The sequence below is a fragment of the uncultured Thiohalocapsa sp. genome (genome assembly GCF_913063425.1).
In the GTDB taxonomy this organism is placed as follows: Bacteria; Pseudomonadota; Gammaproteobacteria; order Chromatiales; family Chromatiaceae; genus Thiohalocapsa.
This window is the reverse complement of record NZ_CAJXYK010000041.1, coordinates 12,624-28,817: the sequence shown is the minus strand read 5'-3', so window position 1 is coordinate 28,817 and position 16,194 is coordinate 12,624. Positions and strand designations below refer to the sequence as shown.

Sequence of the window (16,194 nt, the reverse complement as noted above, 5' to 3'; positions counted from 1 at the left end):
GCGCCTCAGCTGCCGCGATAGTAGTCGCGCAGGTCGGCCAGCTCGTCGAGGCTCAGGTCGGCGACCATCAGGCCCTCGGCGTGCGCGATGCGATGGCGGACACCAAGGGGGTGGCAAATCATGGATTCGGCGAGGGTGTCGTCCGCCACGGCGTCGCACAGGACGAAGTACACGAGATTCTCGAAGGCGCGGGCCAGCGGCAGCACGCGCAGCGGCTCGGCGTCGAGCGCCGCATCGACGAGCCGGCTGGGGCAGAGGATCAGCTCCGCACCGGCGGCCGCCAAGGCGGCGACGTCGTGCGCAAAGGCCATGTCCCAGCAGCAGATGATGCCGATGCGGCATGGCCCGATGTCGACGACCGGCGGTGCATCGGCACCCGGCTGAAAGAACTGCCGCTCGCGCCGCCAGAGATGGACCTTGTCGTAGCACCGGCGGATCGCGCCGTCCGGTGCGATCAGCAGGATGCTGTTGCGCCGCGCCCCGGCGACGCCGGATTCCGCACCGAGCACGGCCCAGAGCCCGTGCTGCCGACAGGCCGCGCACAACGCCCGAATCGGCTCGGCGAGATCGACCCGATGCTCGATCACCGGATTCAGGCAGTATTCGGGGAAGCAGACCAGCTGCGCGCCGGCCCGGTGCGCCTCTGCCATCCAGTCGAGCAGCCGGGCGAGATTGTGCTCGGGATCGGCCTCGATCCGCAGCGAGGCCACGGCCAGGCGCAGCCGGCGTTGGTCTCGGCCGGCCACGGATCAACCATCACGCAGCCGCGCCAGCAGCGAGGGGTCCACATTGGCGCCGCAGAGCAGCAGCGCCACCGTCTTGCCCTTGAACTGCTCCGGACACTGCCGCAGCGCGGCGACCGCGAGCGCGCCGGAGCCCTCCACGGCGATGCCGTGCTGCGCGTCGAGCAGCAGCATCGCGTCGGCAATCTCCGCCTCGCTCACCAGGATGTAATCGTCCACCGCATCGCGGCAGACCGGGAAGGTGACGGCGCCCTGCTCGACACCGCCGGCGGTGGCGTCGGACAGCGTGGGCAATGACGGGATGTCCAGGATCTCGCCGGCGCGCACCGACAGGGCCATGATCGCCGAGTGCTCGGGCTGCACGCCGATCACCCGGCAGCTCGGCGCGACCTGCCGCAGGTAGCTCGCGATGCCGCCGATCAGGCCGCCGCCGCCCACGGGCACCAGGATCGCATCCAGCCGCTCGCCCACCGCCTCGAGCTGCGCCAGCACCTCGCGGACGATGGTCGCCTGCGCGACCATCGCGTCATATTCGTTGTACGGCGAACGGAAGGTGGCGCCGTGCTCGGCGGCGAAGGCGCGGGCCGTGACCTCGGCCTCGACGATGTCGTCGCCGCTGAAGATGACCTCCACCGGGTGCTGCCGGATCACCTCGACCTTGTGCGCCCTGACGCTGCTGGGTAGGAATACGGTGCCGGGAATGCCCAGCTCGTGCATGGCCCAGGACATGGAGATGCCGTTGTTGCCGGTGGACACGGTCACGACGTGCCGGCGCTGCTCCGGGGCCAGGCTGGACAACATGTAATAGGCACTGCGTGCCTTGCAGCAGTTGGTGAGCTGCAGGTTCTCCTGCTTCATGAAGACCCGGGCGCCGACCTCCCGTCCCAGCTCGATGGCGGGCGTCAGCGGTGTGTCCCGAATGACGCCGGCGAGGGTCTGCGCGGCCTGGTCCGTGCTGGCGACGAAGTCGGTCATATCCACTACCTGCATGGTTGTTTCGACAGCGGCCGAGACGGCGCCGGTCGCTGATCTGTGACGGGGCACCTCGGTGAGGCGCGGCGGCTCGCGGCGAGCCGCAGGCGTGGAGGGACGATACCGCAGGGCCCGTGGCCGACCGGGCGGATTCCGTTCGGGCTGCCAAGCCCTTTGTTGTCTTTGCCAAGCGCCGGGCGCGGTGCGGCTAAGCAGCCTGCCTGCCGGCCTCGCTCGGGCAGACCGGCGTCTGCTCGGGCGGGTGTTGTTGCGGCTGCGCGTCGGCCTCGGCAAGACGCGGCGGCCGCTCATCCGCATCAAGCGGCTGCGCGTGCGCAGGCTGCGGCAGCGACACGGGTCGCAGTGCATTGGCGATGCCGGCCCAGAGGCTCAGCTCGAACAAGGCCGCGGCGCCGAGGACGCCGAGATGCAGGAACAGCACCCCGCCCCAGATGCCGAGCACCGGCACCGTCGCAATGGCAAGGCCGCGCTGGAAGTTGCGCTCCATGCCTGCGGCCAGATGGAAGAGCCCGGGGAGCTGGCGCAGGGTCCCGTCGAGCAGGACGACCTGCGCCGTGTCGGTGGCGACCCGGGTCGCGCCGGTCAGTGACACGGAGACATTGGCCTTCTTCAGGGCGATGGAGTCGTTGATGCCGTCGCCGACGAAGCAGATCGATCGGCCCTGCTGCTGCAGCTGCTCCACCAGGGCGGCCTTGTCCGCCGGCAGCGTATTGGCGTGATAGTCGTCGATGCCGAGGGTCTCGGCGAGCCGGCGTGTGGGTTCCTCCTGGTCGCCGGAGATGATGTAGAGCTTGAGTCCGCGCCGGCGCAGCGCGGCCAAGACATCGGCCGCCTCCGGCCGCAGCCTGGCCTCCAGCTCGACGGCGCCGGCCAGCCGGCCGTCCACGGCGATCATCACCATGGCCCGACCCTGGTCACGGGCGGCGTGCAGCCGGGCCAGCGCGGGCGGCGGCAGGTCGATGCCGCTCTGGGTCATGAAGCGCTCGCTGCCCACCTGCACCAGCTCGCCCCGCACCCGCGCCTGCATCCCGAAGCCGAGCTCGCAGCGGGGCTCGGTGACGGCCGGCAGCGGCAGATCGCGTGCCGCCGCACAGGCGAGGATCGCCCGCGCAACCGGATGCGACTGGCGCTGCTCGACGGCGGCGGCGAGGGTCAGGAGCGCATCGCCGTCGCGCTCGCCGAAGCTGTCGATCTCCACCACCTGCTGCTCGTCCAGTGTCAGGGTGCCGGATTTGTCGAACACCACCGTATCGATGGAGGTCAACAGCTCCAGGGAGCGCCCGTCCTTGATCAGGATGCCGCCGCGGGCCGCCCGGTTCAGATAATTCAGCAGGGCAATGGGCCCGCTCATGCGCAGACCGATCCCCACCATCGTGCTGGCGACGGCGACCATGGCCTGGTAGCCGACCAGGAGGCCGGCCACGCCGGCGACCGCGAAGGTCGGCAGCACGGCATCGTCGGCGAGGCGCTCGGCCTTGCCGGTGACCGCGAGCTGGTAGCTCGCGGTGTTGTTCAACAGCTCGCCGATCTTGGCGGCGACCGTCTCGGACCCGGCCTGATCCGCGCGGATGTGCAGCGAGCCCGCCAGCACCAGCGTGGACGCGAGCACCTCGTCGCCGACCCCCTTATCGGCGGGCTGTGCCTCGCCGGTCAGGCGGTGCTGATCCACGCTGGCGCTGCCGTGGGTGATGCGGCCATCGATGGGGATCATCTCGCCGGCGTGGACGACCACGGTGTCGCCGATTTTCACCGACTCGAACGGGACCTCCAGCTCGGTACCGTCCACCGCCACCCAAACCGTCTGCGGATGCTGGCCGAAGGCGTCGGCGAGGCCCTGCTGCGAGCGGTCTTCGGCAATGGAGGAGATCTTGCCGCCGAGCGTTCCAAGCACGAACAGGCTCGCGCCGACCACGTAGTAGCCACCGAGCCACAGCGCGGTCTGATAGAAGGCATTGAGCAGCGCCACCGACGGGCGCCGCTGCCGGAACAGGGCCTCGAGCGCGAGCTCCAGCTCGCCGCGGACCAGATAGGCGGCCATCGGCAGGCAGGTCAGCGCGCGCACCCAGAACGGCAAGGGGAGCGTGACAATGCTGACCGCCAGCAGCAGCGTCGAGAAGGCCATGCGCAGGTTGACCGCCCGCTCGCGCTCGCCCAGCACCAGCTCGTCGGAGCGCCCGGAGAGCTCACGCAAGTGGCGCTCGCGGTCCCCGCCCAGCAGGGGATCGACTCGGGCCTGGATCAGCTGGTGCAGCGCGCGCTCCCAGGGGCCGGGCTCGGCTGCTGCCTGCGACTGCGGCGAGGAAGCCGACCTCGCATCGACGGCGGTCGCCGCCTGCTTCAGCCGGCGCACGCCCTGCCTGCGCCGGACCCGATGGGCTGGGGCGATGGCGAAGACACCGGCAGGGAGGAGCGTCAGCGCTGCGATCGGGATGGCCATGGGCCTCTTGTGTGCTCGGTAGGGTTGCGTGATCAGGGTCCGGACGCGGCATCGGCGGCAGCGCGCGCGGCACCCGCCAAGGTCACCGCGGGTCAGCATCCGCGGCACGCGCCGAACCGCAGACCGGAAACCCGTTGCGCGACACCCGGCGCGGAGCGTTGCCGCAGCCCACTGCCCTGGCGCTGGTCAGCATGGCATGCGCGTTTGTCTTCGGTATGGCTGGGCTTGTGCCTGCGCGACCGGCGACGCAAGCGCAGCGCGCCGCTGAGGATAACCCGATGCGGCTCGTGCGCCCATCGACTCGGACCTGCGCGGCCAAACAATCCCTTGTCTCCGGCAAGCACCACCGCGGATCGGGCTGATGACACGCGCGCTGCGGATGCCGGCAGCGGCGCCGTAACAACGTGCTTGCACTGAGTCTGGGCTTTCGCAAAGACAAGCAGTTGTTTGGCATCCCAAACGGATTGCGTTGCCGGGCTCGCAGCCACCTGTGAGCATGACCTGAGCGTCGCGGCACAGCTCTGAGCCGGCCGCACCCGCACGGTCGTCACCGGCGTTGCCGAGCGCCGGGCTCCAGCCGCGACGCCAACCTGGACGCCACCGGCAAACACCCCAAGCCACCTCGAGCCAAGCATGCAAGCATCGTGAGCGCGACAGTGCCAAGCCATTTCCAGTCCCCGGCGGCCTTGTTCGAAGCCCAGGTCGAGCGAACGCCCGAGCGAACCGCGGTCTCCTGCGGGCTCTACGACATCAGCTTTCGGGAGCTGAACGAAAAGGCCAATCGGCTCGCACACCAGCTGGTGCAGCACGGCATCGGGCCGGAGCGGCTCGTCGCCATCTACCTGGAGCGCTCCGTTGAGCTGATCATCACCCTGCTGGCTGTCGCCAAGGCGGGGGGCGCCTATGTCCCGCTGGAGACCGACCTGCCCCACGAGCGGCTCGACACCATCCTCGAGGACTGCCGCCCGGCGCTGCTGGTCACGCGAGGCGCCCCGCGCCACGACTTTGGTTACCGATGCCCGGCGTTGATCGACCTGGATGCCGACTGGCCGGTCATCGAGCGCCGGCCGGCCCACAATCCCGGCGTTGCGGTGGATCACCAGACGCTGCTTTACGTCATCTACACCACCGGGATGACCGGCCATCCGAAGGCGGTCCAAGGGGTCTGTCGGGGCGCCGTCAATCGGCTGCACTGGACCTGGAAGCAGTATCCATTTGAGGACAACGAGGTCGCCTGTCAGCGCGTCTCCATCGGCTTCGTGGACCATGTCGCGGAGATCCTGGCGCCCCTGCTCGCCGGTATTCGACTGGTGATTCTGCCGGGCCGCCAAGCGAACGACCCGGCGGAGCTGGTGTTGGCGTTGGCACGCAAGGACATCAGCCGTTTGGTGGTCGCGCCATCCCTGCTGCGCGCGCTGTTGGGGGTGCGCAAAGACGCGTTGTTTCACCTGCCGAAGCTGAAATACGTCTTTTGCAGTGGCGAGCCCTTATCCACGGCGCTGGCCGGGCTCTTCTATCAACGCTTCAAGCACGCCCGGCTGATCAATGTCTACGGCGCCACCGAGACCAGCGCCGATGCCACCTGGTACGAGGTCCGACGCTCGGACGTGGACAATGTGCTCGGTTACTTCAACAGGTCCGTGGCCACCGGCGCCGTGGGCACCAGCGCGGCCACGGCGGGTGACGACGGGCCCGGGGCGCCGGGCGACATCACGGTGGCGAACGTGCCCGTGGAGGCGCTCGCGATGCGCTTTAGGGACACGCGCATGGCGGACCTTCCGCGACCGCTGTCGAATTACCTGAACTGGCTGCGCGAGACTGTCCTGCCCTTCTCCATCGACACCGCATCGCCGCGCTACATCGGGCACATGACCTCGGCATTGCCGGACTTCGTGCACGACCTGAGCAAGCTCATCTCGGAGCTGAATCAGAATCTGGTCAAGGTGGAAACGGCCAAGTCGGCCATCCTGCTGGAGCGTGAGGCCCTGGCGATGCTGCATCGCTGCTTCTACGGCTTCAGCGACGATTTCTACGACGCCCATGTGCAGAGGAAGAATGCCAATCTGGGCCTGGTGACCACCGGCGGGACCCTCTCCAACATCACCGCTCTGATGATCGCGCGCAACCGCGCCCTGGCCCGGCTCGCCGGCGAGCATGAGTGGTCGCAGCAAAGCATCTACGCGACTTTGCAGCAGAGCGGCTACCGCGACCTGGTGCTGCTCGGCTCGGAGTTGATGCACTATTCGATGAAGAAGGCCGCATCCGTGCTCGGACTCGGCATGCGCAATCTCGTGCATGTCCGCTCGGCGCCGGACGGTGCCCTGGATACCGGCGACCTTCAGCGTAAGCTCGCGCAGTGCCGTCAGGAGGGTCTACTGCCCTTCGCCATCATCGGGATCGCCGGCGCCACCGAGACCGGTCATATCGACCCCTTGGCGCAGATGGCAGACATCGCCGAGGCGAACGGCATCGACTTCCACGTCGACGCCGCCTGGGGCGGAAGCGGCCTGTTCTCGGCCAAACATCGCGGGCGATTCAGCGGCATCGAGCGCGCAAGCTCGGTGACCTTCTGCGCCCACAAACAGCTGTACCTGCCCCAGGGCATCAGCGTCTGCCTGTTTCGCGATCCGGATGCGCTCGGCTACGGCGCCACCACTGCCGCGTATCAGGCGACACCGGATTCCTATGACGTCGGGCGCTTCAGCATCGAGGGCTCGCGCTCGGCCATGGCGTTGCTGGTGCATGCCGCGCTGCAAGTGATCGGCCGCAGGGGCTATGAGGCCCTGTTCAATGCCAGCATGGACAAGGCCGGCTTCTTCGCCGACATCGTCAAGGCCATGGAGTGTTTCGAGCTGCTGTTCGATCCGCCCCTGAACATCGTCAATTACCGCTACATCCCAGACGCCTACCGCAGCCGACTGCGTGCGGGCACACTTTCCGCCGCCGACAATGATGCGATCAATACCGTCAATCGGCGCATACAGGAGCTGCAATTCGAGCGCGGATCGAGCTTCGTGTCCAAGACCACGCTGACCAATACCCGCTATGGGCCGGACTGTCCCATCGTCGTGTTTCGCGTCGTTCTCGCCAATCCGTTGACGACGCAATCCGACATCCATCAGGTTCTGGAAGACCAGTTGGCGATTGCACAGGAAATCTGCGGCGATCTGCCGGTTCCCACGCCGGTGAGTGCCGACGCCGGTGCGGGGCCAACCCTCGCCGACGCCTTCTCCGAGGCCGCGGTGCTGAAAGAATCCCTCGGCGAGCCGCTGATCCCCATCGGCAAGCCGCTGCCGGACTGTGTCGTGCACATCCTCGACGAGCGGCAGCAGCCGGTTGCGCCGGGCGATGTCGGTGAGCTCTATATCGGAGGCGTCGCGGTGGCGCGGGGCTACCTGCATCCGCCGCGTGACGGCAGTGATCGGTTCATGGCCGACCCCTTCTCGGCGGACCCCGGCGCCAGGCTGTTTCGCACCGGCGACCGCGGTCGCTTACTCGCCGACGGCAACATCGAATACCGCGGCCGCAATGACGACTTGGTCAAAATCGAGGGCTTCCCGGTGGAGCTCTCCGAGCTGGAGTCGGCGTTGAGCGAGATCCAGCCGGTCAGGCACTGCGCCGTGACGGTGCGCAACGATCAACGCGGTGTGCGCTTTCTTGTCGCCCACGTCGAGCTCGACGGCGGCCACTGCACGCCGGACGATCAGCGCCACGCGCTGGCGACCATCGAAGCCGAGGCCCGCGCCAAGCTGCCGCCGCAGATGGTGCCGCGTGAGCTGCGCGTCGTCGCGGAGATGCCCCTGACGTTGAGCGGCAAGATCGATCGCAAACAGCTGGACTGATGCCTGCCGAGCAGCGCGATCGGTCGTTTTCCAGAACAACAACCAATCAGCGGGCAGGCACGTCCCGCGCGTATCGATACAGGTGATTGTCATGCCCGACAGCCATTACGCCAACTCGCCCGTCAATGTCCACAATGAATGGGATACCCTCGAGGAAGTCGTCGTCGGAACGCCCAGAAACGCCTTCTTCTCATTTTGGGACCCATTCTATCAATACGTCTACAGCCCCGAGGAGCTCGCGGCGATCGAGCGCCACCTGCCGCTCAACCAGCCCTACCCGGCTCGCTACATCGAGGCCGCCGAGCGGGCGATGGACCGCTTTGTCGGTATTCTCGAGGCCGAGGGGGTTGTCGTCAGGCGTCTGGAAGAGCTTGATCACAGCCGCCCCTTCGCGACACCGCACTGGGAGACCTCGGGCGGCTTCTGTGCCGCCAACCCACGCGACGCCTTCCTGGTCATCGGCAACGAGATCATCGAGGTGCCCATGTGCTCGCGCTCGCGCCATTTCGAGAACTTGTCCTACCGCAAGCTGTTCGACGAGTATTCGCGCCGTGGCGCACGCTTCGTCGCAGCACCCAGGCCGCACCTGCGCGACGAGCTCTATAACCCGGACTTCGCGGCCGCGGACTCGCCGACCCCCTATGTGCTGACGGACCTGGAACCCGTGTTCGACGCCGCCGACTTCGTGCGCTGCGGCTTCGATATCATCGGCCAATTGAGCCATGTCACCAACCAGGCCGGCGTGGACTGGCTGCGCAGACATCTGGGGCCGGATTATCGGGTGCATTTGATCCAAAGCCTGGACCCCAAGCCTGCGCACATCGATACCACCCTGGCCCTGCTCGGCCCCGGTAAGCTGCTGGTGAACGCCGCGTTCACCGACGTCAAGAAGCTGCCCGAGGTGTTCCGCGACTGGGACGTGATGATCGCACCGGAGCCCGTGCCCTACCGGACCCAGCCGCGGCTGATGAGCGACTGGATCAGCATCAACACCCTGGTGCTGGGTGAAGGCCGCATCATCGTCGAGGAGCGCCAAGAGCCCCTGATCCAGGCGCTGAAGGAATGGGGCTTCAAGCCGATCCCGTGTGCGTTCGAGGACTACTATCCCTTCATCGGCGGTTTTCATTGCGCGACGCTGGATGTGCGCCGCAGCGGACCGACCGCCGCCTGAGAGCTGCCACCGGGGGCATCGGGGCCGTTGCATGCAGCGGCCGCCGGTTCCCCGGCGACCTCTCGCATCTCGTCTGATCTGTGAGGGATCGATGGTCACGATGGGCCGGAATAGGCACCGCGCACAGGCGCTGAGCGCGCGGCTCTGCGACGGAGTCGTCCACGGATCCAGCGCCGCCTTTGTCGCCGGCCCCGCCTTTGTCGCCGGCGCCGCCTTTGTCGCCGGCGCCGCCTTTGTCGCAGATCGCCCGCTTCGAACCTGGTCGAGGGAAAAGACGATCACCCGCGGCGAGGTCTACATCGCCGACGAGGCCTTCTTCACCGGCACCGCCGCCGAGGTGACGCCGATCCGCAAGGCGGACGGGCGCGCCATCGGCAACGGTGCGCGGGGCCCGGTCACGGCACGCCTCCAGGCGCTGTTCTTCGATGCCGCCCACGGTCGCCTGCAGGCCCATCGGGACTGGCTTGCGCAAGTCGGCGCGGTTGCCTGAGCAGCGCGGATGCTCAGCGCCCGGGACGCTGCCCCGCTCGCACAGCGACCGCTGACGAGACCGCCCCAAGGAGATCGTCGAAGTACCTCCCGAACCCTGGGCCATGGCGACCGCGGGAGCGCTGCCCTTCCCTTGCCCGCGGTCTATGCAGATGCCGGACGTACCCGAGCCCGCGCGTGGATCGAGCGCGCCTGAGGCGAGCATCTGCTGCTCACCTCAGACGGGCGGTGGTCGAGACAAGAGCCCGACCTGCCAGCGGCCGGCGTCTTGCCGAGTGGCGCCGCCGCGGTGGATCCGCAGGCCCTATCCGGCGGCGAGTCGCGGCCGGCCGGCCTGCCGAGCAAGCAGCACGGCGCCGGCGGCAAGCAGCAGGGGTGTCGGCGGCAGCGGTACCGCCGAGACCGTCGCGTTGAGGACCAGATTGTCGACAGCGCCGCCGCGTTGACTGGTCTCCACAGCTCCACCGCCGTTGCCGTCGGAGCCCGGTGCGAGGACCGGATCGAAGCGGAAGGTGACGTCCGTCGTCTGCGCCGGCAGCGCGGACAGATCGAAGCTGAGCGCCTCGCTGTCGTTCAGTGATCCACCACCCGAGATGCTCGGGCCGTTGGCCGAGGCGATGGGGCTGCCGAAGCCGTCCACGCTCCAGAAGAGCTCGTAATTGAACGCGGTGGTGCCGCCGATCGTATGGAAAACGTAGGCAGTGAAGTCCAGCGAGCTGAAGCTGATTTCGCTGACGCTGGGATCGAGGCCGATGGTGAAGTCGAACCAGGCGGAGCCCGGGCGCGTAGGCGTCGGCAGGGAACGCGCACTCCAGGCAGCGGTCTGGCTGCTCGCCCCCGCCGGCGTGCCGAGCACGCCGAACTCGCCGGCGAAGGTGCCGGTTGCCTGGCTGAGGAAAACCCCGGCGCTGGTGAGCGGCTCCGCGTCGCTGCTCGCAAAGTCGCTGTCGAAGTTGTACTGGGCAACAATGGCCCCCTGCCCGGCAACGGGCAACAGGAGCAGCAGTAACGGGGCGAGGGAGCTTGGCTTCATGGTTGCTTGGCCGCGGTTTGGGATCGATGATTTGGACACGCGCTTCATCTTGATTCCGCTCACAAAGGTTGGCGACAGAGATTGCCGACCATAGCCGGGCGAATCGTCTCCGCGCCATCGAAGTTGTTGCGCTGGAGCGTACATTCTGTTGTCTCTGGCAAACCGACGCAGTGCTCCGACCCCATCCCGTGGCCGACACCCTGGAAGGCTTGGGTCGCGACGGCCAGCGGCGGAATTGGGCGCAAGGCTGCCGGTGCCACGCGGCGGCTGGCTTCAAGCCAAAGGAGCATCTGCCTTCGATGCACTGACGCCCGCCTTCGCCGTGGTCCCGGCTGAAGTCGGCGTACCCGGGCGCGCTCGCGCGAGCGCCGCCATGGTGCACTAGCGCTCCGCCAGCAGCCGCCGCAGGGCCGAAGCGGCCGCCGAGCCCGGCCCGGCATCGCCCCGACCCAACAGCACGCGAACACGCGCGGCGAAGTCCGCGCATTCCGGGAAGGCGGCTTCGAGCTCCGTACACCACTCCCGCAGGCTGGCCCAGTCTTGGCGCTCGGCCAGCTCCAGGGCCGCCTCCAGCTCGATCCGGGAGGGCGGCAGCGGCGGTTCCGCCGCGGACGCCATGGGCCCTGCGGTTGCAGGCTCGGCGCCCGACAGCGCTCCGAGATCAACCGGGGTGGCGTCCCCCCGCAGCCAGGTGAGTCCCAGACACTCGCCGAGCGCCGCGCACAGCGCGCCCTGCTCGATGGGCTTCAGCACGAAGGCATCGAATCCCAGCGCCTGCAGCAGCCCGGCCATCAGGAGCCGATTGACCTCGCTGTCGTCGATGACCAGGACGCGCCGGCGCGGGCCTGTGCAGCCGACGATGGGCGCCTGGTCCGGCGCGGCTCCACCCTGGTCCGGCACGGACGACACCACCCGCACCGGCAGCCGAAAGCCGAAGCGGCTGCCGCGTCCCGGGGCGCTCTCCAGCGTCAGCGCGCCGCCGAGGGCAGCGGGGAGCTCGCGGCAGATGGCGAGGCTGAGGCCACTGCCGGCGTCCGTGTGGTGATGCTGCTCGAAGGGCGAGAACAGCCGCTCACGGTCCGCCTCGGCGATACCGCGGCCGGTGTCCGTCACCGTGAACAACAGCGTCAGGGTGTCAGCGTCCGCAGACGCCGATGCCGGGGCCTCGATCGCCACGCTGAAGTCCACCCTCCCCGCCCCGGTGTACTTGACCGCATTGTCGAGCAGATTCTGCAGCACCTGGCGCACCCGCCGGGTGTCTGTGCGCACGGCGGCCGGCAGGTCCGGGGCAACATGCGCGGCGAAGGCCAGCCCCTTGGCCTGGGCCTGGCGGCGGGTCACTGCGGCGAGGTCCTCCAGCATGGGCCGCAGCGCGACCTCGGAGATGACGGGGCGCAGTCTGTCGTGCTCGATGCTGGCGACGTCGAGCAGGTCCTCGATCAGGCGCAGCAGATGCCGCCCGCCGCGCTGGATGAGCCCGCACTGCCCCTGCTCCTCGGCGCCGAGCCACGGCGAGCGCCGCAGCAGGTCCGCGGCCCCCAGCACCGCGTTCAGCGGCGTGCGCAGATCGTGGCTCATGCTGGCCAGGAACTGCGTCTTGGCGCGGTTGGCCGCTTCGGCGCGGTCGCGCTCGATGGCCAGCTCGCGGGTGCGCGCATCCACCAGCTCGCTGAGCCGGGCCTCGTCGCGGGCGAGCGCCGCCTGGCTGCGCTCGGCGCGCCGGCGCAGCTCGTTGACGCGATCCGCCTGGGCCACCGAGAGCAACAGCAGCATCAGCAGCAGGCCGAGGTAGGGCAGCATCCAGATCAACGGCAGGGGCGGCAGCAGCCCGAAGTTCATCGGCATCAGCAGCATCAACGCCGCCATCATCGGCAGCCAGCTCGCGATGTACCAACCGACCGCACGGGGCTGACGGCGACAGACCAGCAGGGCCGAGAGGAGCATCAGCGGTGCGGAGTAGACGCCCTGCAGGGAGGAAACCAAATAGCCCGCATGCGGCAGCCAGTGATACAGCATCGGCTGTAGAGCGGCGACCGCCACCAGCGCATAGTGCAGCCGGACCAGGCGCGGGGCATGGATGCGCAGCCGCAGGTAAGCGACCGGAAACAAGTAGATGCCGATCAGCGCGAGGCTGCTGCCGAGCTGGTTTCCGGACAGCCGGTCCGGCCAGAAGCGCCAGGCCAGGGTGGTGAGCAGGCCCTCGCGGTCGGCGATGAAGAGCATGGCGCCGGCGATGACACAACAGAGCCAAAGGTAGCCCGCATCGCGCAGCTGGAACAGCAGCAGCAGGTTGTACGCCAGCATGAACAGCAGGGCGCCGAACAGCAGCGCGAGCCAGCCATAGGCCGCGCGGTCCGCCTCGGCGAGGCGCGGACGGTCGGTGAGCCGCAGGTCCAGCCGGCGGCCCATGTCGCTTACCACGCGCACATAGAGCGTTACTGTCTGGGCCGGTGCGAGCGTCAGGTCGAACAGGAACCAGCGGTGTGAGCGGTCGCGCTGGGCGGGATCGGCAAAGCGGCCATCGCGGCGCTGGGCGATGACCTGGCCGTGGTCATCCAGGGCCCAGAAGGCGACCTGCGCGGTGCGGGCATCGGTGAGCGCGAGCACCAGCGACAGCGGCTCGCCGGTGGCGTTGCGCACCGCGAAGCGTGCCCATACGGCATCGCGGCCGGTGCCGAGGTTCGGGATGGCGTCGGCGACCGGGACGAAGTCGCGAGCGATATCCGGCGTACGGACGTCGGCCAGATCGAGCGTGCGGGTCGGGTCGCGCAGCAGCGCCATGCGCTCTACCTGGAGCGGCAAGTCCGCGGCGTCGGCAATACGGATGGGCGCTGGCGCGGACGCGGTGGCGGAGGCGGCTTGGATGTCGGCGGCGAGGATCAGGGCAACGCAAGCGATCACACCGCGGGCGACCCAAAGGCCGGGGCGAACGGCAGGGTGCGCCGACAGACGCCTCATGGGCGCATCCGGCGGCCCAGGCACCCGCGGGCGCAGCCCTTGCGCCGGCAACGACCCGGGCGTTCAGGATGCCGGTGGCGCAGCCGGTCGGCGCGGTGCAGGCTGAGGGCAGCGGGTGTAAGCGGGTGAGCGCGAAACGAACGCCGTGGGTTGTGCACAGGCTCGCGCATGCGCTCGGGGGCTGGACGGCGGGGAATGATCGCGGCGACGACGGGGCTGGGCGCACAAGCATACTCCAAGCACCGCCGTGAACGGCAGCCCGCCCGGCTGTGAGATCGCTCAGTGCTGCACCGCGATGCGCTCGGCGTGGCGGCGCCCGCTCCCGGCTCACCCGTGCGATGTCGTGGAAATCCTCAGGCCAGACGACAGACGCCGCTCGCGGACCGAAGTCGGCCTGCCCCGAGATACCGAGCTCAGTCGGCGCACCCGGGCCTGCGCTCGCGACTTCCCCAGTGGTGCTTCGGGGTGCCTCAGCGCAGCGTGCTTGCTGAAGGCAGCGGGGTCAAGATCTGCGCGGAAGCCCGCCCGTCGGCTGACGGGCGAGCAGGGCGGGACGGGCTCAGGCAGCGGCGGGCGCGGCGGCATCGGGGGCATCGGGGGCCTGCGCCTTCCTGCGCAGCAGGCGCCCGATGCCCCAATAGGCACCCGCACCGAGCAGGGCACCGCCGGCCACGGACCAACCGATCGGATGTGCCAGAACGAGGGCCTTGGCGGCAGAACCGACGGCGGCAAGGGAGCCGGGCGCTGCGGTTGAAAGGGCTGGGGTAGCCATAGTCGCGATCCTCATCAGGTTTTAAGCAGACCTTGCAAGCGCTGGGCACGCGCGTCCGGTGCGCCCCGTTGTCGGGCCCTCGGAATCAGGGCGCGTGCACCGGCGCAAGAGTGCCCATCATCATGCCCGTTGGGCAAGCATCGCGCGGTGCCGCGGCTGCACCCCGCTTGGCAGCCGCAATGAATGCTTTGCGAAACGCCACTCCGGCATCGCGCGCTCCCTCATCATTGCCCCGTCCCATCCACCCAACGGAGCCTGCGATGCCCGCTGTCCGACTGCTCTCTGCGCCCACGCTGCGCATCATCGCCGTCGGCGCTGCCACGGGTGCCGTCGCGAGCACCGGCGCCGTGGCGCTGTATGCACTCCTGACGGGCAAGGCACTCGCGGCCGCGGCGCTCGCCAAGCCGGCCGTCGGCCTGCCCGCCGGCGCGGGTATGACCCCGGGCGCCAGCCTCAAGGGCCTGGTCGACCTGCTGCTGCCGGGTGCCGTGGGTGCGGCGGGCGGCGGTGCAGCCGGCGCCGGTGTTGCGCATCGGCAGGTGCGCCGGGATCTGGGCCCGCTGCGCAGCGAGGTCGGCGACCTCGCCCGCCGGGTGATGGGCACTGCGAAGGCTTGGGATCCGGAGGGCTCCCCGCCCGCTGGCGGCGCGCCGTCGGATCAAGCGCAGACGTCAAGCACCGCCGCCGGCACCGGGCCGGATCCCGCCGCCATGCGCGAGCTCGAGCGCGTGCGCGGCATCGGTCCGCGCTATGCAGCGCTGCTGGTCGCCGGCGGCGTGCGCAGCCTGGGCGACCTGGCCCGGGCAGACCCGACAGCACTCAGGGAGATCCTCGGCGCCTCCGCTGCCGCGCCGATGGCGGCACCAGCGCGGTGGATCGCGCAGGCCCGAGAGCTGACCAAGACAGGGCGCTGAACGGGGCCGGATCGATCACCGCACGGGACCGGGACCGCGATCATCCCCGCGCATCAGTCGTCGGCAGTGTCCGAGCCGATCCGGGGCTCCGGCAGGAAATCCGGGGCGAGCACCTGCGCAAGGCTGTAGGGGCAGGCATCCGGCAACGCGACCTCTTCTCCGTATGCGGCGAGGGAGCAATCCGCGATTCGGCGCGCCTGCGGCCAGGCCTTGCGATAGAGCTCATCGGCATGGTGCGCAAGGCTCGGGGTGTCTTCGATTCGGCTCTCCGCCTGAGCCCGCAGCTCCATCACCTCCTCCGTCCACTTTGGGCGTGGCTCGCGTGCCGGCAAAAAGTCCAGCTTCAGCAAATGGACGAGGATCATCCGGATCAGCGACTGCAGCCCGACCTTCTGCTCACGGCCCATGTCTTCGACCTCCTCCAACAGATGGTCGACGTCGAGCTCGGCCAGGCGCCCGGCACGCAACAGGTCGGCCTGCTGTTCGGTCCAGCGCAGGAAATCCTCGTCGTGCATGGATGCGCTCATGATGGCTCCGGTGCGGTTGAGGGACGGACAGGCTCGCGGTTGCGTCCTAAGCCCGGACGCCGGCCAGCCTTTCCCTGGAGCGCCGTGCCGCAGTGAGCTGCAGTGTTCCCCGCATCCGTGGCGACGGCGGCCCGCGAGACCGCACTGGATCAGGTTACCACGCGCCCGGTGGCCGAAACGCTGAAGGACGCCGTCCAGGTCTGTGCACGCAACACGCGAGCGAGTTGGCAGCCATCCAATTCGGTGGAGAGCCATCGGCTGTTCGTTTAGGGAAGCGCTGATTTATCAGTGCTTCCCGTGCGGCGCGGTATGCCC

10 protein-coding genes and 1 pseudogene are annotated in these 16,194 nt (G+C 69.0%); 4 read left to right on the top strand and 7 right to left on the bottom strand.

Annotation, left to right across the window (positions count from 1 at the left end; all coding sequences use genetic code 11):
• Nucleotides 1–5: 5 nt before the first annotated feature.
• The 3 genes from QZ607_RS19125 to QZ607_RS19115 all read right to left on the bottom strand — a co-directional run bounded on the left by QZ607_RS19125 (nt 6) and on the right by QZ607_RS19115 (nt 4,173).
• Nucleotides 6–746, bottom strand: coding sequence for a carbon-nitrogen hydrolase family protein (locus QZ607_RS19125; RefSeq protein ID WP_295885958.1), 741 nt, complete (start codon nt 744–746; stop codon nt 6–8).
• A gap of 3 nt (nt 747–749) precedes the next feature.
• The gene (locus QZ607_RS19120) at nt 750–1,718 is read right to left on the bottom strand and encodes a pyridoxal-phosphate dependent enzyme (protein WP_295885956.1); all 969 of its coding nucleotides are present in this window, start codon (nt 1,716–1,718) and stop codon (nt 750–752) included.
• Nucleotides 1,719–1,923: 205 nt separating this feature from the next.
• On the bottom strand, nt 1,924–4,173 hold the full coding sequence (locus QZ607_RS19115; RefSeq protein WP_295885954.1) for a heavy metal translocating P-type ATPase: 2,250 nt from the start codon (nt 4,171–4,173) through the stop codon (nt 1,924–1,926).
• Between the two features lie 656 nt (nt 4,174–4,829).
• Here QZ607_RS19115 and QZ607_RS19110 point away from each other — a divergent pair.
• The 3 genes and pseudogenes from QZ607_RS19110 to QZ607_RS19100 form a co-directional block, all read left to right on the top strand.
• On the top strand, nt 4,830–8,015 hold the full coding sequence (locus tag QZ607_RS19110; protein WP_295885951.1) for an AMP-binding protein: 3,186 nt from the start codon (nt 4,830–4,832) through the stop codon (nt 8,013–8,015).
• A gap of 91 nt (nt 8,016–8,106) precedes the next feature.
• Nucleotides 8,107–9,186 (top strand): hypothetical protein, encoded by a 1,080-nt coding sequence (locus tag QZ607_RS19105; RefSeq protein ID WP_295885949.1) that lies wholly within the window; start codon nt 8,107–8,109, stop codon nt 9,184–9,186.
• A 265-nt stretch (nt 9,187–9,451) separates the two neighbouring features.
• Nucleotides 9,452–9,676 (top strand): annotated as a pseudogene (locus tag QZ607_RS19100) (branched chain amino acid aminotransferase); the annotation flags it as partial.
• A 303-nt stretch (nt 9,677–9,979) separates the two neighbouring features.
• Here QZ607_RS19100 and QZ607_RS19095 read toward each other — a convergent pair.
• The 3 genes from QZ607_RS19095 to QZ607_RS19085 all read right to left on the bottom strand — a co-directional run bounded on the left by QZ607_RS19095 (nt 9,980) and on the right by QZ607_RS19085 (nt 14,438).
• Nucleotides 9,980–10,708, bottom strand: coding sequence for a hypothetical protein (locus QZ607_RS19095; RefSeq protein WP_295885947.1), 729 nt, complete (start codon nt 10,706–10,708; stop codon nt 9,980–9,982).
• Nucleotides 10,709–11,089: 381 nt separating this feature from the next.
• On the bottom strand, nt 11,090–13,609 hold the full coding sequence (locus tag QZ607_RS19090; RefSeq protein WP_295885946.1) for a hybrid sensor histidine kinase/response regulator: 2,520 nt from the start codon (nt 13,607–13,609) through the stop codon (nt 11,090–11,092).
• A 616-nt stretch (nt 13,610–14,225) separates the two neighbouring features.
• A complete protein-coding gene (locus tag QZ607_RS19085; protein ID WP_295885944.1) occupies nt 14,226–14,438 on the bottom strand; it encodes a hypothetical protein in 213 nt (70 codons plus the stop codon).
• A gap of 260 nt (nt 14,439–14,698) precedes the next feature.
• On the opposite strand from QZ607_RS19085, the gene QZ607_RS19080 reads away from it, so the two are divergent.
• Nucleotides 14,699–15,352 carry a DUF4332 domain-containing protein gene (locus QZ607_RS19080; protein ID WP_295885942.1) on the top strand — a complete coding sequence of 218 codons (654 nt, stop codon included), beginning with the start codon at nt 14,699–14,701 and terminating at the stop codon, nt 15,350–15,352.
• Nucleotides 15,353–15,405: 53 nt separating this feature from the next.
• Here the strand turns inward: QZ607_RS19080 and QZ607_RS19075 are convergent, their stop codons facing one another.
• The gene (locus QZ607_RS19075) at nt 15,406–15,879 is read right to left on the bottom strand and encodes a DUF29 domain-containing protein (RefSeq protein ID WP_295885940.1); all 474 of its coding nucleotides are present in this window, start codon (nt 15,877–15,879) and stop codon (nt 15,406–15,408) included.
• Nucleotides 15,880–16,194 lie beyond the last annotated feature (315 nt).

What these genes read in the sequence shown, in the direction of transcription:
- QZ607_RS19085 (WP_295885944.1), bottom strand. Translation starts at nt 14,438, where the DNA reads ATGGCTACCCCAGCCCTTTCAACCGCAGCGCCCGGCTCCCTTGCCGCC.
- QZ607_RS19115 (WP_295885954.1), bottom strand. Translation starts at nt 4,173, where the DNA reads ATGGCCATCCCGATCGCAGCGCTGACGCTCCTCCCTGCCGGTGTCTTC.
- QZ607_RS19120 (WP_295885956.1), bottom strand. Translation starts at nt 1,718, where the DNA reads ATGACCGACTTCGTCGCCAGCACGGACCAGGCCGCGCAGACCCTCGCC.
- QZ607_RS19075 (WP_295885940.1), bottom strand. Translation starts at nt 15,879, where the DNA reads ATGAGCGCATCCATGCACGACGAGGATTTCCTGCGCTGGACCGAACAG.
- QZ607_RS19105 (WP_295885949.1), top strand. Translation starts at nt 8,107, where the DNA reads ATGCCCGACAGCCATTACGCCAACTCGCCCGTCAATGTCCACAATGAA.
- QZ607_RS19080 (WP_295885942.1), top strand. Translation starts at nt 14,699, where the DNA reads ATGCCCGCTGTCCGACTGCTCTCTGCGCCCACGCTGCGCATCATCGCC.
- QZ607_RS19095 (WP_295885947.1), bottom strand. Translation starts at nt 10,708, where the DNA reads ATGAAGCCAAGCTCCCTCGCCCCGTTACTGCTGCTCCTGTTGCCCGTT.